Annotated in this window: 12 protein-coding genes; 8 read left to right on the top strand and 4 right to left on the bottom strand. The window is 69.7% G+C overall.

Annotation, left to right across the window (positions count from 1 at the left end):
• Positions 1-22: 22 nt before the first annotated feature.
• Together VZL07_RS01740 and VZL07_RS01735 are read right to left on the bottom strand one after the other, a co-directional pair.
• Positions 23-1,474, bottom strand: a complete 1,452-nt coding sequence (locus VZL07_RS01740) for an HTTM domain-containing protein (RefSeq protein ID WP_426753569.1) — start codon at positions 1,472-1,474, stop codon at positions 23-25.
• Positions 1,467-2,705, bottom strand: a complete 1,239-nt coding sequence (locus VZL07_RS01735; RefSeq protein ID WP_426753568.1) for an imelysin family protein — start codon at positions 2,703-2,705, stop codon at positions 1,467-1,469. The genes VZL07_RS01740 and VZL07_RS01735 overlap by 8 nt, the downstream gene beginning before the upstream one ends.
• 188 nt (positions 2,706-2,893) lie before the next feature.
• Between VZL07_RS01735 and VZL07_RS01730 the strand changes: the two genes are divergently transcribed.
• Positions 2,894-4,369 carry a hypothetical protein gene (locus tag VZL07_RS01730; protein WP_426753567.1) on the top strand — a complete coding sequence of 492 codons (1,476 nt, stop codon included), beginning with the start codon at positions 2,894-2,896 and terminating at the stop codon, positions 4,367-4,369.
• A 124-nt stretch (positions 4,370-4,493) separates the two neighbouring features.
• The gene (locus VZL07_RS01725) at positions 4,494-7,088 is read left to right on the top strand and encodes a TonB-dependent receptor domain-containing protein (RefSeq protein WP_426753566.1); all 2,595 of its coding nucleotides are present in this window, start codon (positions 4,494-4,496) and stop codon (positions 7,086-7,088) included.
• A 30-nt stretch (positions 7,089-7,118) separates the two neighbouring features.
• Here VZL07_RS01725 and VZL07_RS01720 read toward each other — a convergent pair whose 3' ends face one another.
• On the bottom strand, positions 7,119-7,556 hold the full coding sequence (locus VZL07_RS01720) for a hypothetical protein (protein ID WP_426753565.1): 438 nt from the start codon (positions 7,554-7,556) through the stop codon (positions 7,119-7,121).
• A 134-nt stretch (positions 7,557-7,690) separates the two neighbouring features.
• Here VZL07_RS01720 and fni point away from each other — a divergent pair, with 134 nt between their 5' ends.
• From fni to imm40, 6 genes are all read left to right on the top strand, one after another.
• Positions 7,691-8,749, top strand: a complete 1,059-nt coding sequence (fni, locus tag VZL07_RS01715) for a type 2 isopentenyl-diphosphate Delta-isomerase (RefSeq protein ID WP_426753564.1) — start codon at positions 7,691-7,693, stop codon at positions 8,747-8,749.
• A 33-nt stretch (positions 8,750-8,782) separates the two neighbouring features.
• Complete coding sequence (locus tag VZL07_RS01710) at positions 8,783-10,111, top strand: hydroxymethylglutaryl-CoA reductase, degradative (RefSeq protein WP_426753563.1); 1,329 nt, start codon at positions 8,783-8,785, stop codon at positions 10,109-10,111.
• Between the two features lie 4 nt (positions 10,112-10,115).
• On the top strand, positions 10,116-11,048 hold the full coding sequence (gene mvk / locus VZL07_RS01705; protein WP_426753562.1) for a mevalonate kinase: 933 nt from the start codon (positions 10,116-10,118) through the stop codon (positions 11,046-11,048).
• A gap of 8 nt (positions 11,049-11,056) precedes the next feature.
• Positions 11,057-12,043, top strand: a complete 987-nt coding sequence (gene mvaD, locus VZL07_RS01700; protein WP_426753561.1) for a diphosphomevalonate decarboxylase — start codon at positions 11,057-11,059, stop codon at positions 12,041-12,043.
• Positions 12,043-13,122, top strand: coding sequence for a mevalonate kinase family protein (locus VZL07_RS01695; RefSeq protein ID WP_426753560.1), 1,080 nt, complete (start codon positions 12,043-12,045; stop codon positions 13,120-13,122). Before mvaD ends, VZL07_RS01695 begins: the two co-directional genes overlap by 1 nt.
• Positions 13,123-13,278: 156 nt before the next feature.
• Positions 13,279-13,650: an Imm40 family immunity protein gene (imm40, locus tag VZL07_RS01690; RefSeq protein WP_426753559.1), complete on the top strand. Its 372-nt coding sequence runs from the start codon at positions 13,279-13,281 to the stop codon at positions 13,648-13,650.
• A 497-nt stretch (positions 13,651-14,147) separates the two neighbouring features.
• Here the strand turns inward: imm40 and VZL07_RS01685 are convergent, their stop codons facing one another.
• Entirely contained in the window at positions 14,148-16,418 is a 2,271-nt protein-coding gene (locus tag VZL07_RS01685) for a pyridoxal phosphate-dependent decarboxylase family protein (RefSeq protein WP_426753558.1), read from the bottom strand.
• Positions 16,419-16,465: the final 47 nt, after the last annotated feature.

Genomic DNA, 16,465 nt, shown 5'->3' with positions numbered 1-16,465 from the left:
CCGCAGCGACTGGCGTTCGGGCCTAGGGCCGCTCGGCGGTCGCGGCGCGCAGCGGAGCGCGCAGGCGGATGGGCGGTGAGTCTGGCGCCGGGCGAATCCACCGCTTGGGCGCCAGGCCGTCCACCTCGCGGGCGAGGTCCACGCGGGGGTTCAGGAGCAGCTCCGCCGGGCGGCCGTTGAGGGACACATAGGCTTCGGCGTGGACCTGCACGCGGCCCTTGCCCTGCGCCTCGAAATCCCGGGCGATGCGCCGCGCGAGCTGGAGGATGAGGTCGGGCTGCACCGACATCTCCCGCTCCTGGAGGCGCGTGAGGTACTGGCTCGGCGAGACGTGCCACTCGCGGTCCGACGCCGGGTCGCGGACGATGAACGTCACACTGCCGTTCTTCTCGCGCGCCATCACCCGCCAGGAGAAGCGCATGCCCTGCTCATGCCACAGGACATTGCCACCATAGAGGTGCGTGCGCAGCGGCACGACGACCTGCACGACGGCGTAGGCCAGGGCCAGGCCCAGGGCAATCCGGCCCTTCCATCCCGGGGCCATCCCCGCCGGCGTCGCGGATGCGTCCACGGAAGCCGGCGGAGCGGCGTGCCTGGCGAGACGCGCGCGCAACCCGTTGAACAACCGCCGTGGCCACGAGGGCTCGAAGAACACGAGCGCGCCGGTGACCATGATGACGGGGAACATGCCAATGGGAAACAGCGCGGAGGTCGCCGCGTGGAACCCGAGCACCGCCACGTAGGCGAAGGGCCGCAACTTCCGCGTCAGGAGGAAGGCGACGATGGTGGTGTCGAAGAGGAAGCCCGACCAGGCCGCGACATAGGCGACCCACGGCTCGTCGAGCACGGGGCCGAGGACGGGCAGGCTCGTCCTCGCCGACAGCCAGATGCTGAGCGGCTGGGCGTGCAGCAGCCAGTCACCGGTCAGCTTCGCCAGCCCGGCGAAGACGTACACCACGCCGACCTGGAAGCGCAGCAGCAGGGTGCACCATGCGGGCAGCCAGGCCGTGCGCAGCGCGGGCTCGCGCCACGCGTCCACCGAGAAGGCCCGGTGCGCGGGCACGAAGCACATCAGCCCCAGCAGCAGGCTCACCAGGTAGTAGTGGTTGAGGTAGTTGCTGACGTCCACCAACTGGACGTAGGTGAAGGCGACGAACAGCAGGGCCACCGTCACGCGGTAGAAGAGGCCCACCGCCATGCAGAGCCCGAGCACCGCGAGCAGCGCGAACACTGCGTGCATCCACGGCGCCGGGAGCGCGGGAACCCAGTCGAAGCCCCAGTAGGTGAAGTGGAAGCGGGGGCCGGTGAACAGCACGTCCACCCACCCATAGGCGAGGAACCGGACCGCCGACACGCAGACGAGCAGCCCGAGCGCCACGCGGAACGCCACCAGCGCCGCGATGTCACGCGGCGCCAGCAGGGCCTTCCAGAGGCGCCCGGACGCGGGCCGCTCGGCGGGCGGCACCTCAGTCATTGTCCCCCTCGACGGACTGGGGCAGCTCCAGGTCCAGCACGGTGACGAGCTCCGTCTTGAGCACGTCCGTCACACCCTTGACGGCGTCATAGAGTGCGCGCACCGCGGCCTTGTCCTGGGCGAGCGTCGGCGCCAGGTCGTCACCGGGCACGGACTCGATGCCCACCGCGGCCGCGGCGTTGCGCTCGCGCAGCTTCGTCGCCAGGGCGCCAGCGCCCGAGGCCTCGAGCAGGTCGTCGAAGCCCGTGCCGGAGAAATTCTCGCCGCAGCCTTCCGTCAGGCGGCGGTAGCCCACCAGGTTGGCCCGGAGGTTCGCCTTCGAGCGCGCCGCGAACGGCGACTCCAGGTGCTCCGGACAGGTCGACGTGGCGCAGTCCCGCAGGGCCAGCGGCCGCGCCAGCTTGAGGTCCTTCACCTCTCGCTCGAAGTAGAAGATCGCGTCGCTCACGGAGTTCAGCGCCGCTTGCGTCGACGGGTACACGGCGTTGCCGGAGCCAGCCGTGGTCAGCGTCCGGGCGAAGTTGCCCTGGTCCGCCGCCCACGCACTCACGAGCGCGTCCGCGCGGCGGTGGATGTCCGCGGCCACCACGGCGGCGTAGGCCCGCTTGCGCGCGGCCCGCTCGTCCGCGGAGAGCGCCGCCCACGTGCCCTGTGACACGATGACGGACGTGCTGGGGCACGCGGTGTCCGCGCCCTCGAAGAAGAGCAGGTACTCCAGCGCGAACAGGCCTCGGCGGCTCACCAGCGCGTTCTCGAAGCCCGCCGCCTCATAGCTGCGGTTGACGATCTGCTCCTCGACGGCGCACCGGCTGACCAGGGGCCACGAGTAGATGTTGTCGCGAATCTCCGCGCCGCCCGGGACGCTGCGGGGCGCGGCGGGCCCGAACTGCATCACCTCCGCCACCTGCCACGCGTCCATGGCCTGGTGGAACGCCGCGCGCGCCGCGTCCCGCGTGGCGGCATCCGGCGTGGCCGCGTGGGCCGCGACCGCGCTCTCCAGCGCCGTGGCCACGGTCTGGAACTCGCGCGCCGTCTGCAGCACGCACGCCCCCGACGACTCCAGCAGCGCGGCCCGCGTCGTGGCCACCGTGTCATCGGGCGTATCGGTGCCCGCGTCCGCAGGCGTCGGGCTGTCCGACTTGCAGGCCGACAACGAAAGGAGGGCGGGGACCACGAGCGCGAAGGTGCTCGCACGCAGCACGGAGAGGGGGCGCGACGACGCAGTGTTCATGGGGGGCTCGCTAGCATGGTGAAGTTGGTAATGACAATCAACTTCAGGGCAGCCTTCGAGGAATGTGCGGGTTTCCGCAGTTTGGAGGTTGACCCTCGGTTTGCTTCCGGAGTAGGAGAGTGGCGCCATGAAATTGATAATGATTATCAATTTCTAGTTAAGATGTTCCCGAGGAGGGGAAGACCATCATGTTGAAGACGGTGAAGCACCGCAGCTTCCTGGTGCGTGGAGCGGCCCTGGCGCTCACGTTGGCGTGCCTGACGGGGTGTGGCGACGACGACGAGCCCACGCCGACGCCCATCCCCGATGCGGGCACCAACACGGACGCAGGCACGGATGCGGGCACGGACCCCATCCCTGACGCGGGCACCGGGCCGCTGGACAGCGACATCGCGGTGGTGCGGTTCAACGAGGATGGTACGCACGACACGACGTTCGGTGCGGGTGGCATCACGCACGTGGACTTCGGCACCGGCCGCGACGGCACGCGTGACTCCCTGTGGGACGTGAAGGTGGACGGCTCGGACCGCATCGTCCTGTTCGGCAACAAGCGCGCGGATGGCACGCGCGCGGACACCGACCGCGTGGTGGCCCGGCTGACGGCGGCGGGCGCGCTGGACACGACGTTCGGCTCGGGCGAGACGCCCAACGGCTTCAGCACCCTCAACCTGGCCAACCTGAATGACGGCATGCGCTACGGCCTCATCCAGCCGGACGGGAAGATCATGGCGTCCGGCTATACGTCCATGCCCACGGGCGTGGGCGCGCAGGCGGCCAACCGCATCGTGCTGCAGCGGCTGAACGACGACGGCAAGTCGGATGAGACGTTTGGCTGGAAGGGTGTGGTGACGTCCGCGCCGTTCCAGGCCCAGAGCGAGACCAACCCCGAGTGGGGCATGGCCGAGGCCTATGCCGCGGGCCTGCAGTCCAACGGCAGCTACGTGACGACGGGCTACGGCCGCTCCGCGTCCACGGGCACCGTGGACCTGGTCTCCTTCCGCTATACCTCGACGGGCGAGCTCGACCCGACGTGGGGCACGGGTGGCTCCGTGGTGCTGGACCTGGCCGGTGACAACGACCGCGGCCGCAACCTGGTCGTCCTGAACGACGACCGCGTGTGCCACGTGGGCAGCGGCACGCTGGGCGCGCAGAACATCCAGGCCCTCATCCTGATGCAGACGCCGGACGGTCAGCCGGACACGACCTTCGCGCCGGAAGGCTACAAGACCTACGGCTTCGACCGCCCGGACCAGGCCTTCTTCGGCGTGGCCAAGTCGCCGGACGGCAACTGGGTGGCCGCGGCGGGCTACCGCGCCGGTGGCAACCAGAACGACGACGCCGTCCTGGCCATCATCCCGACGGGCGGCACGGGCGAGGAGGTCTTCAAGGCCACGCCCATCTCCACCACGGAGAACGACCGCTTCTGGTCCGTCACCTTCGATTCGTCCAACCGCATCTACGCGGCGGGCTTCGTGACCGAGGGTGGCGACAACCGGATGGTGGTGGCGCGCTTCACCACGGATGGCAACCTGGATCCGTCCTTCGGCACCGGCGGCATCGCGACGCTCAACGTCGTGACGGCGCAGACCGAGGAGACCGCTCGCGGCGTCGCCGTCCAGTCGGATGGCAAGGTCGTGATCGCTGGCCCCATCGAGAAGCGGTAGTAGCGGCTGTTGTGAAGAAGCAGGAGCCGGGGAGGGAGGGCCGCGCGCGGGCGGTCCTCCACCCCCGGCTCCTGGCTTTTTGAATGGCGGACATCCCCGTCGAGACAAGGTCGATACGCTTCAGATGGCACTGTTCGAGCACGAATTGATGCGGGCGCGGAGCTGGACGCTTCCGGCGCTCTTGCTGGCATGGGCAACCCCTGCCGCGGCGCAAACCGAATCCGCCCAGGCGCAGGAGGCCGCCACGCGCCCTGTGCCGGCGTCGGCCGGCCCCGCCGCGACTTCCCAGGCGGTCGTCGAGGAAGGCTCCCTCCCGGGGGGGCCGGCTCCAGCGGCCGAAGCGGAGGCCCGGACGTCTTCCTCTCCGCTCCGGGACGGCGCCGTGGAAGGCCCACTCCCGCCAGCGCAGGTCCAAGCGGCCGAAGCGGGTGGCCAGGACGCTTCCGGGCCGTCCCGGGAGGACGCGATGGAAGGCTCGCTCCCGCCGGAGCCGGCTTCATCGCTTGCCGTGGGTGGCCAGGACCCTTCCGGGTCGACCGCGGAGTCGCCCATGGGCGATGCGCCACTGGCCACCGAGGCACCTGTGGGCGAGGCGCTCGTGCTGGAGCCTTCGCCCGAGGCCGTCGAGAAGAAGTTCGAGAGCGTGGTGGTGGGCACGTCGGAGGCGCGCACGAGCGGCTCCATCCATGTGCTGAAGCCCGCGCAGCTCGAGCGCTTCGAGCGGGATGACCCGGCCGCCATCCTCCAGACGGTTCCCGGCGTGTATGCCCGAGGCGAGGACGGCTTCGGCCTGAGACCGAACGTGGGCCTGCGCGGCGTCAACCCGGACCGCAGCAAGAAGGTGACGTTGCTGGAGGACGGCGTCCTCTTCGGGCCCGCGCCGTACTCGGCGCCCGCGGCCTACTACTTCCCGCTCGCCACGCGCATGCAGAGCATCCGCGTGCTCAAGGGGCCCTCGGCCATCCAGCAGGGGCCGCAGACGGTGGGCGGCTCCGTGGAGTTCATCACCCGGGACATCCCCGCCGCCGAGTCCCTCTGGCTGGACGTGGCGGGCGGCGGCTACCTCTACGGCAAGGCCCACGGCGCGTTTGGCGCGAGCACCGAGCGCGCGGGCTTCCTGCTGGAAGGCCTCCACCTGCGCAGCGACGGCTTCAAGGAGCTGGACACCGTGGGCGGCAACACGGGCTTCGTCCGCAACGAGTGGATGGCGAAGGGACGCTACCTGCTCGTGCCGGAGGGCCCGGTCCGTCAGACGCTCCAGCTCAAGCTGGGCTACTCCGACGAGGCCTCGAACGAGACGTACCTGGGCCTGAGTGACGCCGACTTCGCGGCGAATCCGCTGCGCCGCTACGTCGCCAGCGCGCTGGACCACATGAAGTGGCACCGCACCCAGGTCGTCCTCAGCCATGTGGTCGAGGCGGGCGCCCTGGCGGTGACCACGTCGGCCTACCGGCATGACCTGACGCGCGCCTGGCGCAAGGTGAACCGCTTCCGCGGCGCCTCCATCGCCAGCGTGCTCGCGGACCCGACGAGCGCGCGCAACGCCATCTACTACGGCGTGCTCACCGGCGAGCTCGACAGCTCGTCGACGCAGGACGCGCTGCTCATTGGTCCCAATGACCGGACCTTCGTGTCCCAGGGCCTGCAGAGCGTGGCCCGCTGGAGCGGGACGACGGGGCCGCTGCACCACAACGTCGAAGTCGGCGCGCGCTACCACTTCGACAGCATCGAGCGCCTCCACACCGAGGACGCCTTCCTCATGCAGGGCGGCCAGCTCGTGCGGACGAACGAGCCCACGTACACCACGGCCAACAACAGGGACTCCACGCACGCCGTCGCCCTGCATGCGACGGACGCCATCGCCTGGGGGCCCCTGGTCTTCACGCCCGGCATCCGGCTGGAAATCATCCGTTCGCACTCGGAGAACCGGCTGACCGACACCGAGTCGCGCGGCGCGCTCGAGGTGCTCATGCCGGGCCTGGGCGTCTACGGCGCGCTGACGCGCGAGCTGGGCCTGTTCGCGGGCGCCTATCGCGGCTTCTCGCCGCCGGCACCGGGGCAGCCTGACACGGTGCTCCCGGAGAAGAGCATCAACTACGAGGCCGGCACCCGATGGACGCGCCGGGGTGAGCGCCTGGAGGCGGTGGGCTTCTTCAACGACTACTCGAACCTCACCGACATCTGCACGTTCTCCAGCGGCTGCCTCAACGAGGACCTCGACCGGCAGACGGACGCGGGCAAGGCGTACATCTACGGTCTGGAGGTCTTCGGCGAGAAGACCTTCCGCCCGGGCGGCGGCGTGACGTTCCCCGTCTCGCTGTCGTACACCTTCACGCGCACGCGCCTGCGCGAGGACTTCCAGTCCGCGGACCCGCAGTTCGGCAACGTGCGCGCGGGCGATGAGCTGCCCTACGTACCGCAGCACCAGCTCTATGCCACCGCGGGCGTGGAGTCGGCGCTGGGCGGCCTGTCCCTCAGCGCGTTCTACGTGGATGCCATGCGGGAGCAGGCGGGGCAGGGCGAGGCGGCGCCGGGCGAGCTGACGGACGCGTTGCTGACCTTCGACGCCAACGCGGCCTGGAACTTCTCCCGCTGGGGGCAGCTGTACCTGAGCGTGCGCAACATCCTGGACGAGCAGGTCATCGTGTCGCGCCGGCCCTACGGTGCCCGGCCCAACGCGCCCCGGACCTTCATCCTGGGCTTCAAGCTGAACGTGTGACGCGCGGTCCCACCGCGGGCGGCGGCTGCTTCAGAGATAGAAGCGGTCGCTCACGCCCGCGGTGCGCTGGAGGATGGCGCTCCAGCCCAGCCACAGGGAGATGCCGCTCGCATCCGCGCGGGACTCCGCGCCCAGGGCTCCAAGGGAGCCCGTACACCCAGCGAGCGTGAACAAGCCCGAGTCCACCAGGTGTGCGAGCAGTGCGCGCAACGTGGGCATGCCGCGGGCTTCGAAGCGGTCCGACACGTCGTCGCGACCCATGAAGTCCGGTTCGTCGAGCCTCCCATCAAGGAAGCGCTCCAGGGCCCACCAGAACAGGTACACCTCCGCCTTGCGGCCCGAGGCCACCGCTGCGGCGGCGATGGAGAGACCCTGGTGCACGCGGTCGTAGTCGCCGCTGTGGAGGAAGACAACCACGTGGGTCGGGGGGGCGCTCACGCGAGGCTCATACCGCTCAAAAGGAGGCATCGTCCACCCACACCGCGAGGGCGACCGTCCGGGCCCTTTGGCTTGCGCCATGACCGTTCCACTTGCTAGGAAACCCTCGTCATTCGGGCACTTACAAGCCTCGCCGCCACGGGGGCAGACCGGAATCCAGCGAGATGGGCGACGACCTCACAGCCAGACGCAAGGATGCGCATCTCGACCTTTGCGCCACGGGTGATGTCGAGCCCACCGGGAACAGCACGTTGCTCGAGTGCGTGAAGCTGGTCCACTGCGCGATGCCGGAGCTGGCGGCGGACGACGTGGACCTGTCCACGCCTTTCCTGGGCAAGCAGCTGCGCTACCCGTTGCTCGTCACTGGCATGACGGGTGGCACCGAGCGTGCGGGCGCGGTGAACCGCGACCTGGCGCAGCTCGCCGAGAAGCACGGCCTCGCCTTTGGCGTGGGCAGTCAGCGCGCCATGTCGGAGGACGCCTCGCGGGCCGCGTCGTTCCAGGTGCGGCAGGTGGCCCCCACGGTGGCGCTGCTGGGCAACATTGGCATGTTCCAGGCCATCCACCTGGGCGTGGACGGCACGCGCCGGCTGGTGGACGGCATTGGCGCGGATGGGCTGGCCCTGCACCTCAACGCCGGCCAGGAGCTCACGCAGCCGGAGGGCGACCGCGACTTCAAGGGCGGCTACCGCGTGGTGGAGCTGCTGGTGCGCGCCTTTGGCGAGCGGCTGCTCGTGAAGGAGACGGGGTGCGGCATCGGCCCGGACGTCGCGCGGCGCCTGGCGGACCTGGGCGTGCGGAACATCGACGTCTCCGGGCTGGGGGGGACGTCGTGGGTGCGCGTGGAGCAGCTGCGCGCGTCGGGCGTGCAGGCGCAGCTGGGCGCCGAGTTCAGCGCCTGGGGCATCCCCACGGCAGCCGCCCTGGCCACCGTGCGGCGGGCCGTGGGCTCTGACGTCCGGCTGGTCGCCAGCGGCGGGCTGCGCACCGGTTTGGACGCCGCGAAGGTGCTGGCGCTGGGCGCGAACCTGGCGGGCATGGCGCTGCCGTTGTTCCGCGCGCAGCAGCAGGGCGGCCTTCCCGCGGCGGAAGCCGCGCTGGAGGTCATCCTGGGCGGGTTGCGGCAGGCGCTCATCCTGACGGGAAGCAGAAGTTGCGCTGAACTGAGGCAGCGGCCCCGGGTGATTACCGGGGAGTTGAAGGACTGGTTGGCGGCGCTGTAGAGGGTGGCCGCGCCGACGTTTGGAAGGAAGAACATGTCTGACACCGTGACGTCCCGGCTTCCCGGGTTCCACAAGCTGCCCATGGAGGAGCGCCACGCGCACCTCTCCCGCATGTTCCGGCTCACGCCCGAGGACCTGCAGCAGCTGCTGGGCTCGGAGGCACTCCAGCCCGTCCTGGCGAACCAGATGATCGAGAACGCGGTGGGGACCTTCTCACTGCCGCTGGGCCTGGGGCTGAACCTCCAGGTGAACGGCCGTGACTACCTGGTGCCCATGGCGGTGGAGGAGCCGTCCGTGGTGGCGGCGGTGTCCTTCGCGGCGAAGATTGTCCGCGAGGCGGGCGGCTTCATTGGCGAGGCGGACCCGTCGCTGATGATTGGCCAGGTGCAGGTGTCGCGCTACGGCGACCCGACCGTGGCCTCCGAGCGAATCCTGGCGCACAAGGAGCAGATCCTCGCGCTGGCCAACAGCTTCCACCCGGCGATGGTGGCGCGTGGCGGCGGGGCGAAGGACGTCGAGGTGCGCGTGCTGCCGGCCCCCGAGGGCCCGCGCGGCGAGCCGCTGCTCATCGTCCACCTCATCATCGACGCCCAGGAGGCGATGGGGGCCAACCTCATCAACACCATGGCGGAGGGCGTGGCGCCGCTCATCGAGCAGATTACCGGCGGCAAGGTGTACCTGCGCATCCTCTCCAACCTCGCGGACCGCCGGCTGGCGCGCGCGATGTGCCGCATCCCGGTGCCGCTGCTGGCGGACTTCGAGATGCCGGGCGAGGAGATTGCCGAGGGCATCGCCCAGGCCAGCCGCTTCGCGGAAGCGGACCCGTACCGCGCGGCCACGCACAACAAGGGCGTGATGAACGGCATCGACGCGGTGGCCATCGCCACGGGGCAGGACTGGCGCGCCATCGAGGCCGGCGCGCACGCGTTCGCGTGCCGCAACGGACAGTACCGGCCGCTGTCCACCTGGTACCTGGAGGAGGGACACCTGGTGGGCCGCATCGAGCTGCCCATGGCGCTGGGCACGGTGGGCGGGCCCATCAAGATCCACCCGGGCGTGCAGATGGCGCTCAAGCTGATGCAGACCTCCACGGTGCGCGAGCTGTCCATGGTGTTCGCGGCGGTGGGACTGGCGCAGAACTTCGCGGCGCTCCGGGCGCTGGGCAGCGTGGGCATCCAGAAGGGCCACATGGCCATGCACGCGCGCTGCGTGGCGGTGACGGCGGGTGCGCGGGGGGACTGGGTGGAGAAGATCGCCAACCTGCTGGTGAAGGCGGGCCACGTGAAGGTGGAGAAGGCCCGCGAGCTGCTGGCCAGCCTCCCCGCCGAGGATGCCGCGATCGCGACCGGCACCAACGTCTGACGCCGTGGCTCCTCGTTCTGAATCCTTGTCGGCCTTCGGCGCCGGCAAGGTCATCCTGCTGGGTGAGCACAGCGTCGTGTACGGATACCCGGCCCTGGCCGGGCCGCTGACTCAGGGCGTGACGGCGCGCGCCGTGCCGGCGAAGGCGTGTCAGCTCTCGTTGCCCCCCACGCTCAACCGCGTGCAGCGCGCGCAGCTCACGGCGGCATTCGCCCGTGCGGCGGAAGCGACGGGGGCGCCTCCGGTGAAGGTGTCGCTGGAGGCGGACCTGCCGCTGGCGGTGGGGCTGGGCAGCTCGGCCGCGTTGTCGGTGGCGTGCGCGCGGCTGTTGCTCCAGGCGGCGGGGAAGACGCCCACGCCGAAGGACTCGGTGCGCGTGGCGTGGGCGATGGAGCAGGAGTTCCACGGCTCGCCGTCCGGACTGGACCACACCACCAGCGCGATGGAGCAGCTCGTCTTCTACCGGCGCAAGCCGGGCGCGGCCAAGGGGACGGGGCAGGTGGTGGACAGTCCCAAGCCCCTGCACGTGGTGGTGGCGCTCGCGGGTGAGCGCAGCCCCACGAAGAAGACGGTGGGCGCGCTGCGGGAGCGGCAGGCCCGCTGGCCGTCGCGCTACGAGCGCCTGTTCACCGAGATTGGACGGGTGTCCTCGGAGGGGGCGAAGGCGGTGGCGGCGGGAGATTTGGAGGCGCTGGGCGACGCGATGAACGTCAACCAGGGCCTGCTGGCGGCGCTGGGCCTGTCGTCGCCGCCGCTGGAAGAGATGGTGTACCGGTTGCGGGAGCTGGGGGCGCTGGGCGCCAAGCTCACCGGAGCCGGTGGAGATGGTGGGGCCGTCATCGGCCTGTTCCTCGAGCCCAAGCCGGTGGTGACGAAGCTCACCCGGATGGGCGTGCGCTGCTTCAGCAGCCAGCTCGCGGGTCCGCGGGCGTCGTGAGTCTTCCCATGAAAGCCACAGCTCTGGCGCATCCGAACATCGCCCTCGTGAAGTACTGGGGCAAGCGGGACGACGCGCTGATTCTTCCGCACCAGTCCAGCCTGTCCCTCACGCTGTCCCCGCTGTCGGTGACGACCACGGTGGAGTTCGGCGCCGCGAGCGACCAGGTGGAGCTCAACGGGCACACCGCGAAGGGCAGCGAGCGCGACCGTGTGCTGCGGCTCCTGGAGGCGGTGCGCGCCCAGGCGAAGGGTGACCTGGGCCCCGCGAAGGTGGTGTCGCGCGGGGACTTCCCCATGGCGGCGGGCCTGGCCAGCAGCGCGGCCGGCTTCGCGGCGCTGGCGGTTGCGGGGCGCGCGGCGGCGGGGCTGCCGTCCGAGCCTCGCGCGGCGAGCATCCTGGCGCGCATGGGCAGCGGCTCCGCGTGCCGCAGCGTGCAGGGCGGCTTCTGCGAGTGGCAGCGCGGCGAGCGTTCGGATGGCGAGGACAGCTTCGCGGTGCAGCGCTTCGATGCGGCCCACTGGCCGGATGTGCGCATGGTGGTGGCGATTCTCGACCGCGGCGAGAAGGAGGTGAAGTCGCGGGACGGGATGAAGCACACGGTGGACACCAGCCCGTACTACCCGGCGTGGGTAAAGGACGCCGAGGTGGAGGTGGTGCAGGCGCGTGAGCACATCGCTCGGCGGGACCTGCAGGCGCTGGGCGAGCTGTGCGAGCGCAACGCGTGGCGCATGCACGCGACCGTCTTCGCGGCGAATCCGCCGCTGAGCTACATGAACGCCGGCACGCTGGCGCTCATCCAGCACCTGAAGGAGCAGCGCAAGAAGGGCATCCCGGTGTGGTTCACGCTGGACGCGGGCCCGAACCCGGTGCTGCTGACGGATGCCGCGCACGAGGTGGCCGCGGAGGCGCTGGCGCGCGCGTGCGGCGCGGTGGACGTGATTCGCTGCGTGCCTGGCGGTGACGCCACGCTGAAGCAGGAGCACCTCTTCTGATGGAGCGCGCCCTCTCCGCGCCGGGCAAGCTGTTCCTCTCCGGCGAGTACGCCGTGCTGTGGGGCGGCGTGGCGCGGCTGGCCGCGGTGGCGCCTCGAACGGCCGCCTACGTGCGACGCCGCTCGGATGCCCGGGTGCACGTGTGCCTGGAGGAGGGCACGCTGGCGGGGAGCACCACCCCGTTGGGCGTGCGCTGGGAGCGCGAAGTCCCTGCGGGGTTCTCCTTCGTGGCGCGGGCGCTGGACGAAGCCCTGCGGGCACACGGCCGCGCGAGCCCTGGCTTCGACCTGGCGGTGGCGCCGTCCGCGGTGGGGCCGAACGGGCAGAAGCTGGGCATGGGCGGCAGTGCATGCGCGACGGTGCTGGCGTCAGAGGCTGCGCGCTACGTGCTGGAGGAGCGCTTCGATGCGCTGAAGCTGGCGCTGCTGGCGCACACGGCGGGGCAGGGCGGCAAGGGCAGCGGCGGGGATGTGGCGACGAGCTTCGCGGGTGGCGTGTTGCGCTACCGTCGCTACGACGTGGCGCCGCTGATGGAGGCGAGCAACACCGGGCGGCTGCGTGCGGCGCTGGCGGAGTCTCCGTCGGTGGACGTGTGGCGGCTGCCCTCGCCCCGCGTGTCCATGGCGTATGCCTTCACGGGTGAGAGTGCTTCGACGCGGGTGCTGATTGGCCAGGTAGAGGCGCGGCTGGAGGCGCAGGGCCGTCAGCACTTCGTGGAGCGCTCGGACCTGCTGGGGCACGCCATCGAGGACGGGCTGGCCGGTGGCGACTTCCGGGCCTTCTCCGAGGCGGTGAAGGCGCAGCACGCGCTGCTGCTGGAGTTGGGCCCGCTAGAGACGGAAGGCATGCGCCGCGTGCTGGCGCTGGCGGCGAGCTACGGCGCGGCGGGGAAGTTGTCCGGCGCGGGCGGCGGCGACGGCTGCATCCTGTTCGCGCCGGATGCGCAGGTGCGCGCGGAGATGTGCAAGGGGTTGGAAGCCCGCGGCTTCCACACGCTGCTTCTGGACGCGGAGCCCGGAGTGCGCGGCGAGATGCAGGCTTTTCATAGGTTGCGCGGCTGGGTGGAAGCCCTGAGTTAAACGCGCACCCTCAATATTCGCCGGTCTTCGTACTTCGGCCCCAGACAGGAACAGCCCTGCTCTCGAGGAAGGACTGTAAGAGCGGCCTTCGAATGGATCGTCGAGCCCAATGGTACGGTGAACCATCGGCTGTTCGTGCCCAAGCAGGGGAAACCCATGAGCAGGCTGATTGTTCCCAAGGAGCTCTGGAGCAAGGCTGAGAGCCTGTCAGGGCTCGGGGTCGAGGAGTTCGCCTGGCATCCGGAGGACGCAGCTCAGGTACTGGAGTTGCTTCGACCGACGGAGATCGCAGTGCTCGGAGGCGATGTCTACATGAAGCGTGCTGGGCGATTCGAGCCCACCTACGAGAGCTGGTACGCGGCGCGAGAGACGCATGAGTTGCCGAGTGCGTTCGCGACCCGCAGTCAATCCATCGCCCGCGAGTACTTGGCGAACCTGATGAAGTCTGGGGGCGACGAACGCTGGGTCACGTTGGTCTTGTCGGAGCCAATGGAACCAACTGAGGAGGACGATCTCGGGTCAGCGTGAGCAGGGTCGGCAAAGCACATCCTACTCCTTCAGCCCCGCCCACCCTCTCCCTTGAGGCTCAGGCGGCCTGAATCGGGTCTGGGGTGTGCTCCAGCGCCCAGGTCTGGGTTAGAGCTTCTTTCAATGCCCGGCAAGCCTCCGCAACAGGATGAGGCTGCAGTCCAGGTGGAGGAGGGCAGGGTAGATTTCGTCTCGGCGCTCCTCCACCCAGCGGTATCGTCCCCGCCGGTGGCTCGGCCCAATGTATCCGTCCGGCCAACGACGTGATGAGGTGCGTTGAGTGACGCGCCGCCGCCGTGGAACCTGGTGTGCATACCGATGCCGGTGGAGATGCAGGAGTGGTTCCGGGTCGCCCACACGCTGCCCCTGGACGAGGAGCCCAGAGTGCGCGGCGAAGCTCGGGCGGAGCCTCGCTTGCGAACGTGGGTAGATGCGTTGAGCTGAGCGAGTCTGTTGGGGCGAGGCCTGTGCTCGACCGGCCTCGCTCCGCCATGGGGCTAACGGGTGCGCCGGGTCGAGGTGCCTTTCATCTCGGCGAGCGCGTCCTCCACGGCCGTGCGCAGCTCCTCGATGATGGTGTCGAGGAACGGCCGCCGCTGGAGGTCCTCCGTAATCCAGGGGTCCATGATGACAGAGCGCAGCACCGTGATGCGGCCCTCCTTTCCACGGCACGACGCCGCGCCACTTCCCAGCAGGCGCGTCTTGTAGTCCTCGAAGAACTTCTTGCCGTAGTCCTCCTCGATGAAGTCCGTGGTGCTCACCAGCAGCCGGTAGCCGTAGATGTCGCGGCCGTCCGCCTTGACCCCCAGGCGCTCGTAGATCTTCCGGTTGAAGGTGTTCGCTTCCTCCAGGCTCGGATTGAGGCCCTGCCCGGTGGTGAAGTTGAAGGCGTAGGTAAGGATGTTGAGGTCGGCGCCCGTCTCGCGCAGCAGCTCCAGCTCCTCTCCACCGGACGCCGTGAGGAGCTGCTCCTGGCGCACGCCCTGGATTTGCTGACGCAGGACTTCCAGCGCCTGCTGCTCCCCGCCGTACTTGAGCTTGAGGGGGTCGGTCAGCTTGAAGCGCGGCCCTGGCACCACGACGTAGTCGCTCGCCGCGGAGTTCATCAGCAGCAGTCGGGCGTGGAACAGCTTGCAGTTGTAGAGCGCCCTCCCGAGGATCTTCCCGTAGCCACGTTGGTCCGGTGGCACGACGGCATGGCTGAGGTACACGCCCGCCGCCGCGGCACCGGGCTTGGAGCCCTCGATGCCGTACTTGCCCACGGTGAGGTCCTCATGGCCTCCCGCCGTGTTGATGTAGGGCGCCTCGAAGGCCACCAGGCTGCGCATGGATTGGTTGCGGTAGCACAGCGCCCCGGCGGGGTAGGGCAGGTAGCCCGTCTTGTGCGGGTCCACGGTGATGGTGTCCGCCTCTGGGAGGGCTTTGAACTGCTTCTCCACGTAGCTGCTCAGCGGCAGCGCTGGCGCGGGAGGGCCGCCGAGGCGCTTCGAGACGCTCGGCGGCGCCCGCAGGAGCGAGGCGAAGTATCCGCCCCAGGCCGCATCCGCATGCACGCAGAAGGACATGCCCTGCGGGTGGTACTTCTGCCGGCGCAGCGCCAGCACCGACTCGAGCGGATCCACCAGACCTTCTTCCGTCGTCCCCAACACCGCCGTCACCGCGATGACGGGCTGCTTGTCCGCCTTGCACTGGTCGAGCCGCTCCTCCAGGGCCGACACGTCCATGCGCCCCTCTTCATCCAGGGGGATGCTGAACATGTGGTCCGCGCCGATGCCCAGGATCGCCGCCGCCTTCGGAAGCGAGTAGTGCTTTGAGCCGGGGACCATGAACACGGGGGCCCGGATGTTGCCCAGGTAGCGCCGGGTGAACTCCACGAGCCCCAGGTCCTGGAGCATGTAGTTGCTCACCCGTGCAGTCAGGGTCTCCACGGGAATGGAGAACTCCTCCTGAATGCGGGTGGGGATGCCCAGCACCTCGTCGACGTCCAGGTTCAGCGCCTGCCATTCATCCAGGTCGAGCAGGCGCGCCTTCGTTCCGGAGGGCAGCGTCACCTGCAAGGCCTTCGCGGCGGAGAGCGCGGGCTCCTGCCGGATGGCCTCGCGCAGGGACAGGGGATAGAACTTCAGGTTTCGCGCGGCCCACATCGCCTCGATGTTGGCGGTGGTACCGCCGCTGGTCAGGTGACTCCAGGGACGGATGTTGCCCTGCTGGGTGTAGCCCACCATCCGGCACAGGTCCTCGCCAGCCCGGACCTCCAGCACCGTCGTCAGCGGCGAGGCCTCCAGCGCGACGTTGTTCTGGTTGTAGAGCATCGCCGCGAAGTAGCCAGCCATGCCCGGGAGCGTCTGGTCCCAGGTCATGTGCCCCTGGTAGCGCATGCTGAAGAACGGCGCGGACTTCTTGAGCTCGGCCAGGAGGTTGTCGAACTCGGTGTGCAGCGTATCGAGCGCCCGGAGATAGCCCGGGTCCCGCTTGATGCTCTGGGTGATGGCGGGAGGGTCCATCGGGTGGAAGTTCCGGCGCCAGAAGGCGTGGTCCCTCAAGGCCTCCAGCACCAGTTGTTCGAAGACGTCCGCGTTCTCCGCGCGGGGCCCCAGGAACCACGCTTCGACGTCTCGCCCGTTCTCGCTCGGTTCCTCCCTGCCACGGGTGGACTCCCACAGCAGTTCTCGGTGCGCGAGCTGGTTGGTCTTCAGTCGCTCGCGCAACGCCTGCTTCAATTCATCCAGGGCACGGCTGGAGTAGTCCGGCTGGGACTTGTGGGCCATGAGGGGCTCCTTGCGTCAGGGAAGGACCATGGCCAGACATCGAGCGT

This window comes from Pseudomyxococcus flavus, assembly GCF_050038885.1.
Classification (GTDB): domain Bacteria; phylum Myxococcota; class Myxococcia; order Myxococcales; family Myxococcaceae; genus Myxococcus; species Myxococcus flavus.
Note: the sequence above shows the minus strand (reverse complement) of the source record. Positions and strands in the feature narration are given on the sequence as shown.

Excerpts from the sequence above, each read along its gene's own strand:
- VZL07_RS01740 (WP_426753569.1), bottom strand. The coding sequence starts at position 1,474 with ATGACTGAGGTGCCGCCCGCCGAGCGGCCCGCGTCCGGGCGCCTCTGG.
- VZL07_RS01735 (WP_426753568.1), bottom strand. The coding sequence starts at position 2,705 with ATGAACACTGCGTCGTCGCGCCCCCTCTCCGTGCTGCGTGCGAGCACC.
- VZL07_RS01730 (WP_426753567.1), top strand. The coding sequence starts at position 2,894 with ATGTTGAAGACGGTGAAGCACCGCAGCTTCCTGGTGCGTGGAGCGGCC.
- VZL07_RS01725 (WP_426753566.1), top strand. The coding sequence starts at position 4,494 with ATGGCACTGTTCGAGCACGAATTGATGCGGGCGCGGAGCTGGACGCTT.
- VZL07_RS01720 (WP_426753565.1), bottom strand. The coding sequence starts at position 7,556 with ATGCCTCCTTTTGAGCGGTATGAGCCTCGCGTGAGCGCCCCCCCGACC.
- fni (WP_426753564.1), top strand. The coding sequence starts at position 7,691 with ATGGGCGACGACCTCACAGCCAGACGCAAGGATGCGCATCTCGACCTT.
- VZL07_RS01710 (WP_426753563.1), top strand. The coding sequence starts at position 8,783 with ATGTCTGACACCGTGACGTCCCGGCTTCCCGGGTTCCACAAGCTGCCC.
- mvaD (WP_426753561.1), top strand. The coding sequence starts at position 11,057 with ATGAAAGCCACAGCTCTGGCGCATCCGAACATCGCCCTCGTGAAGTAC.
- VZL07_RS01695 (WP_426753560.1), top strand. The coding sequence starts at position 12,043 with ATGGAGCGCGCCCTCTCCGCGCCGGGCAAGCTGTTCCTCTCCGGCGAG.
- imm40 (WP_426753559.1), top strand. The coding sequence starts at position 13,279 with ATGAGCAGGCTGATTGTTCCCAAGGAGCTCTGGAGCAAGGCTGAGAGC.
- VZL07_RS01685 (WP_426753558.1), bottom strand. The coding sequence starts at position 16,418 with ATGGCCCACAAGTCCCAGCCGGACTACTCCAGCCGTGCCCTGGATGAA.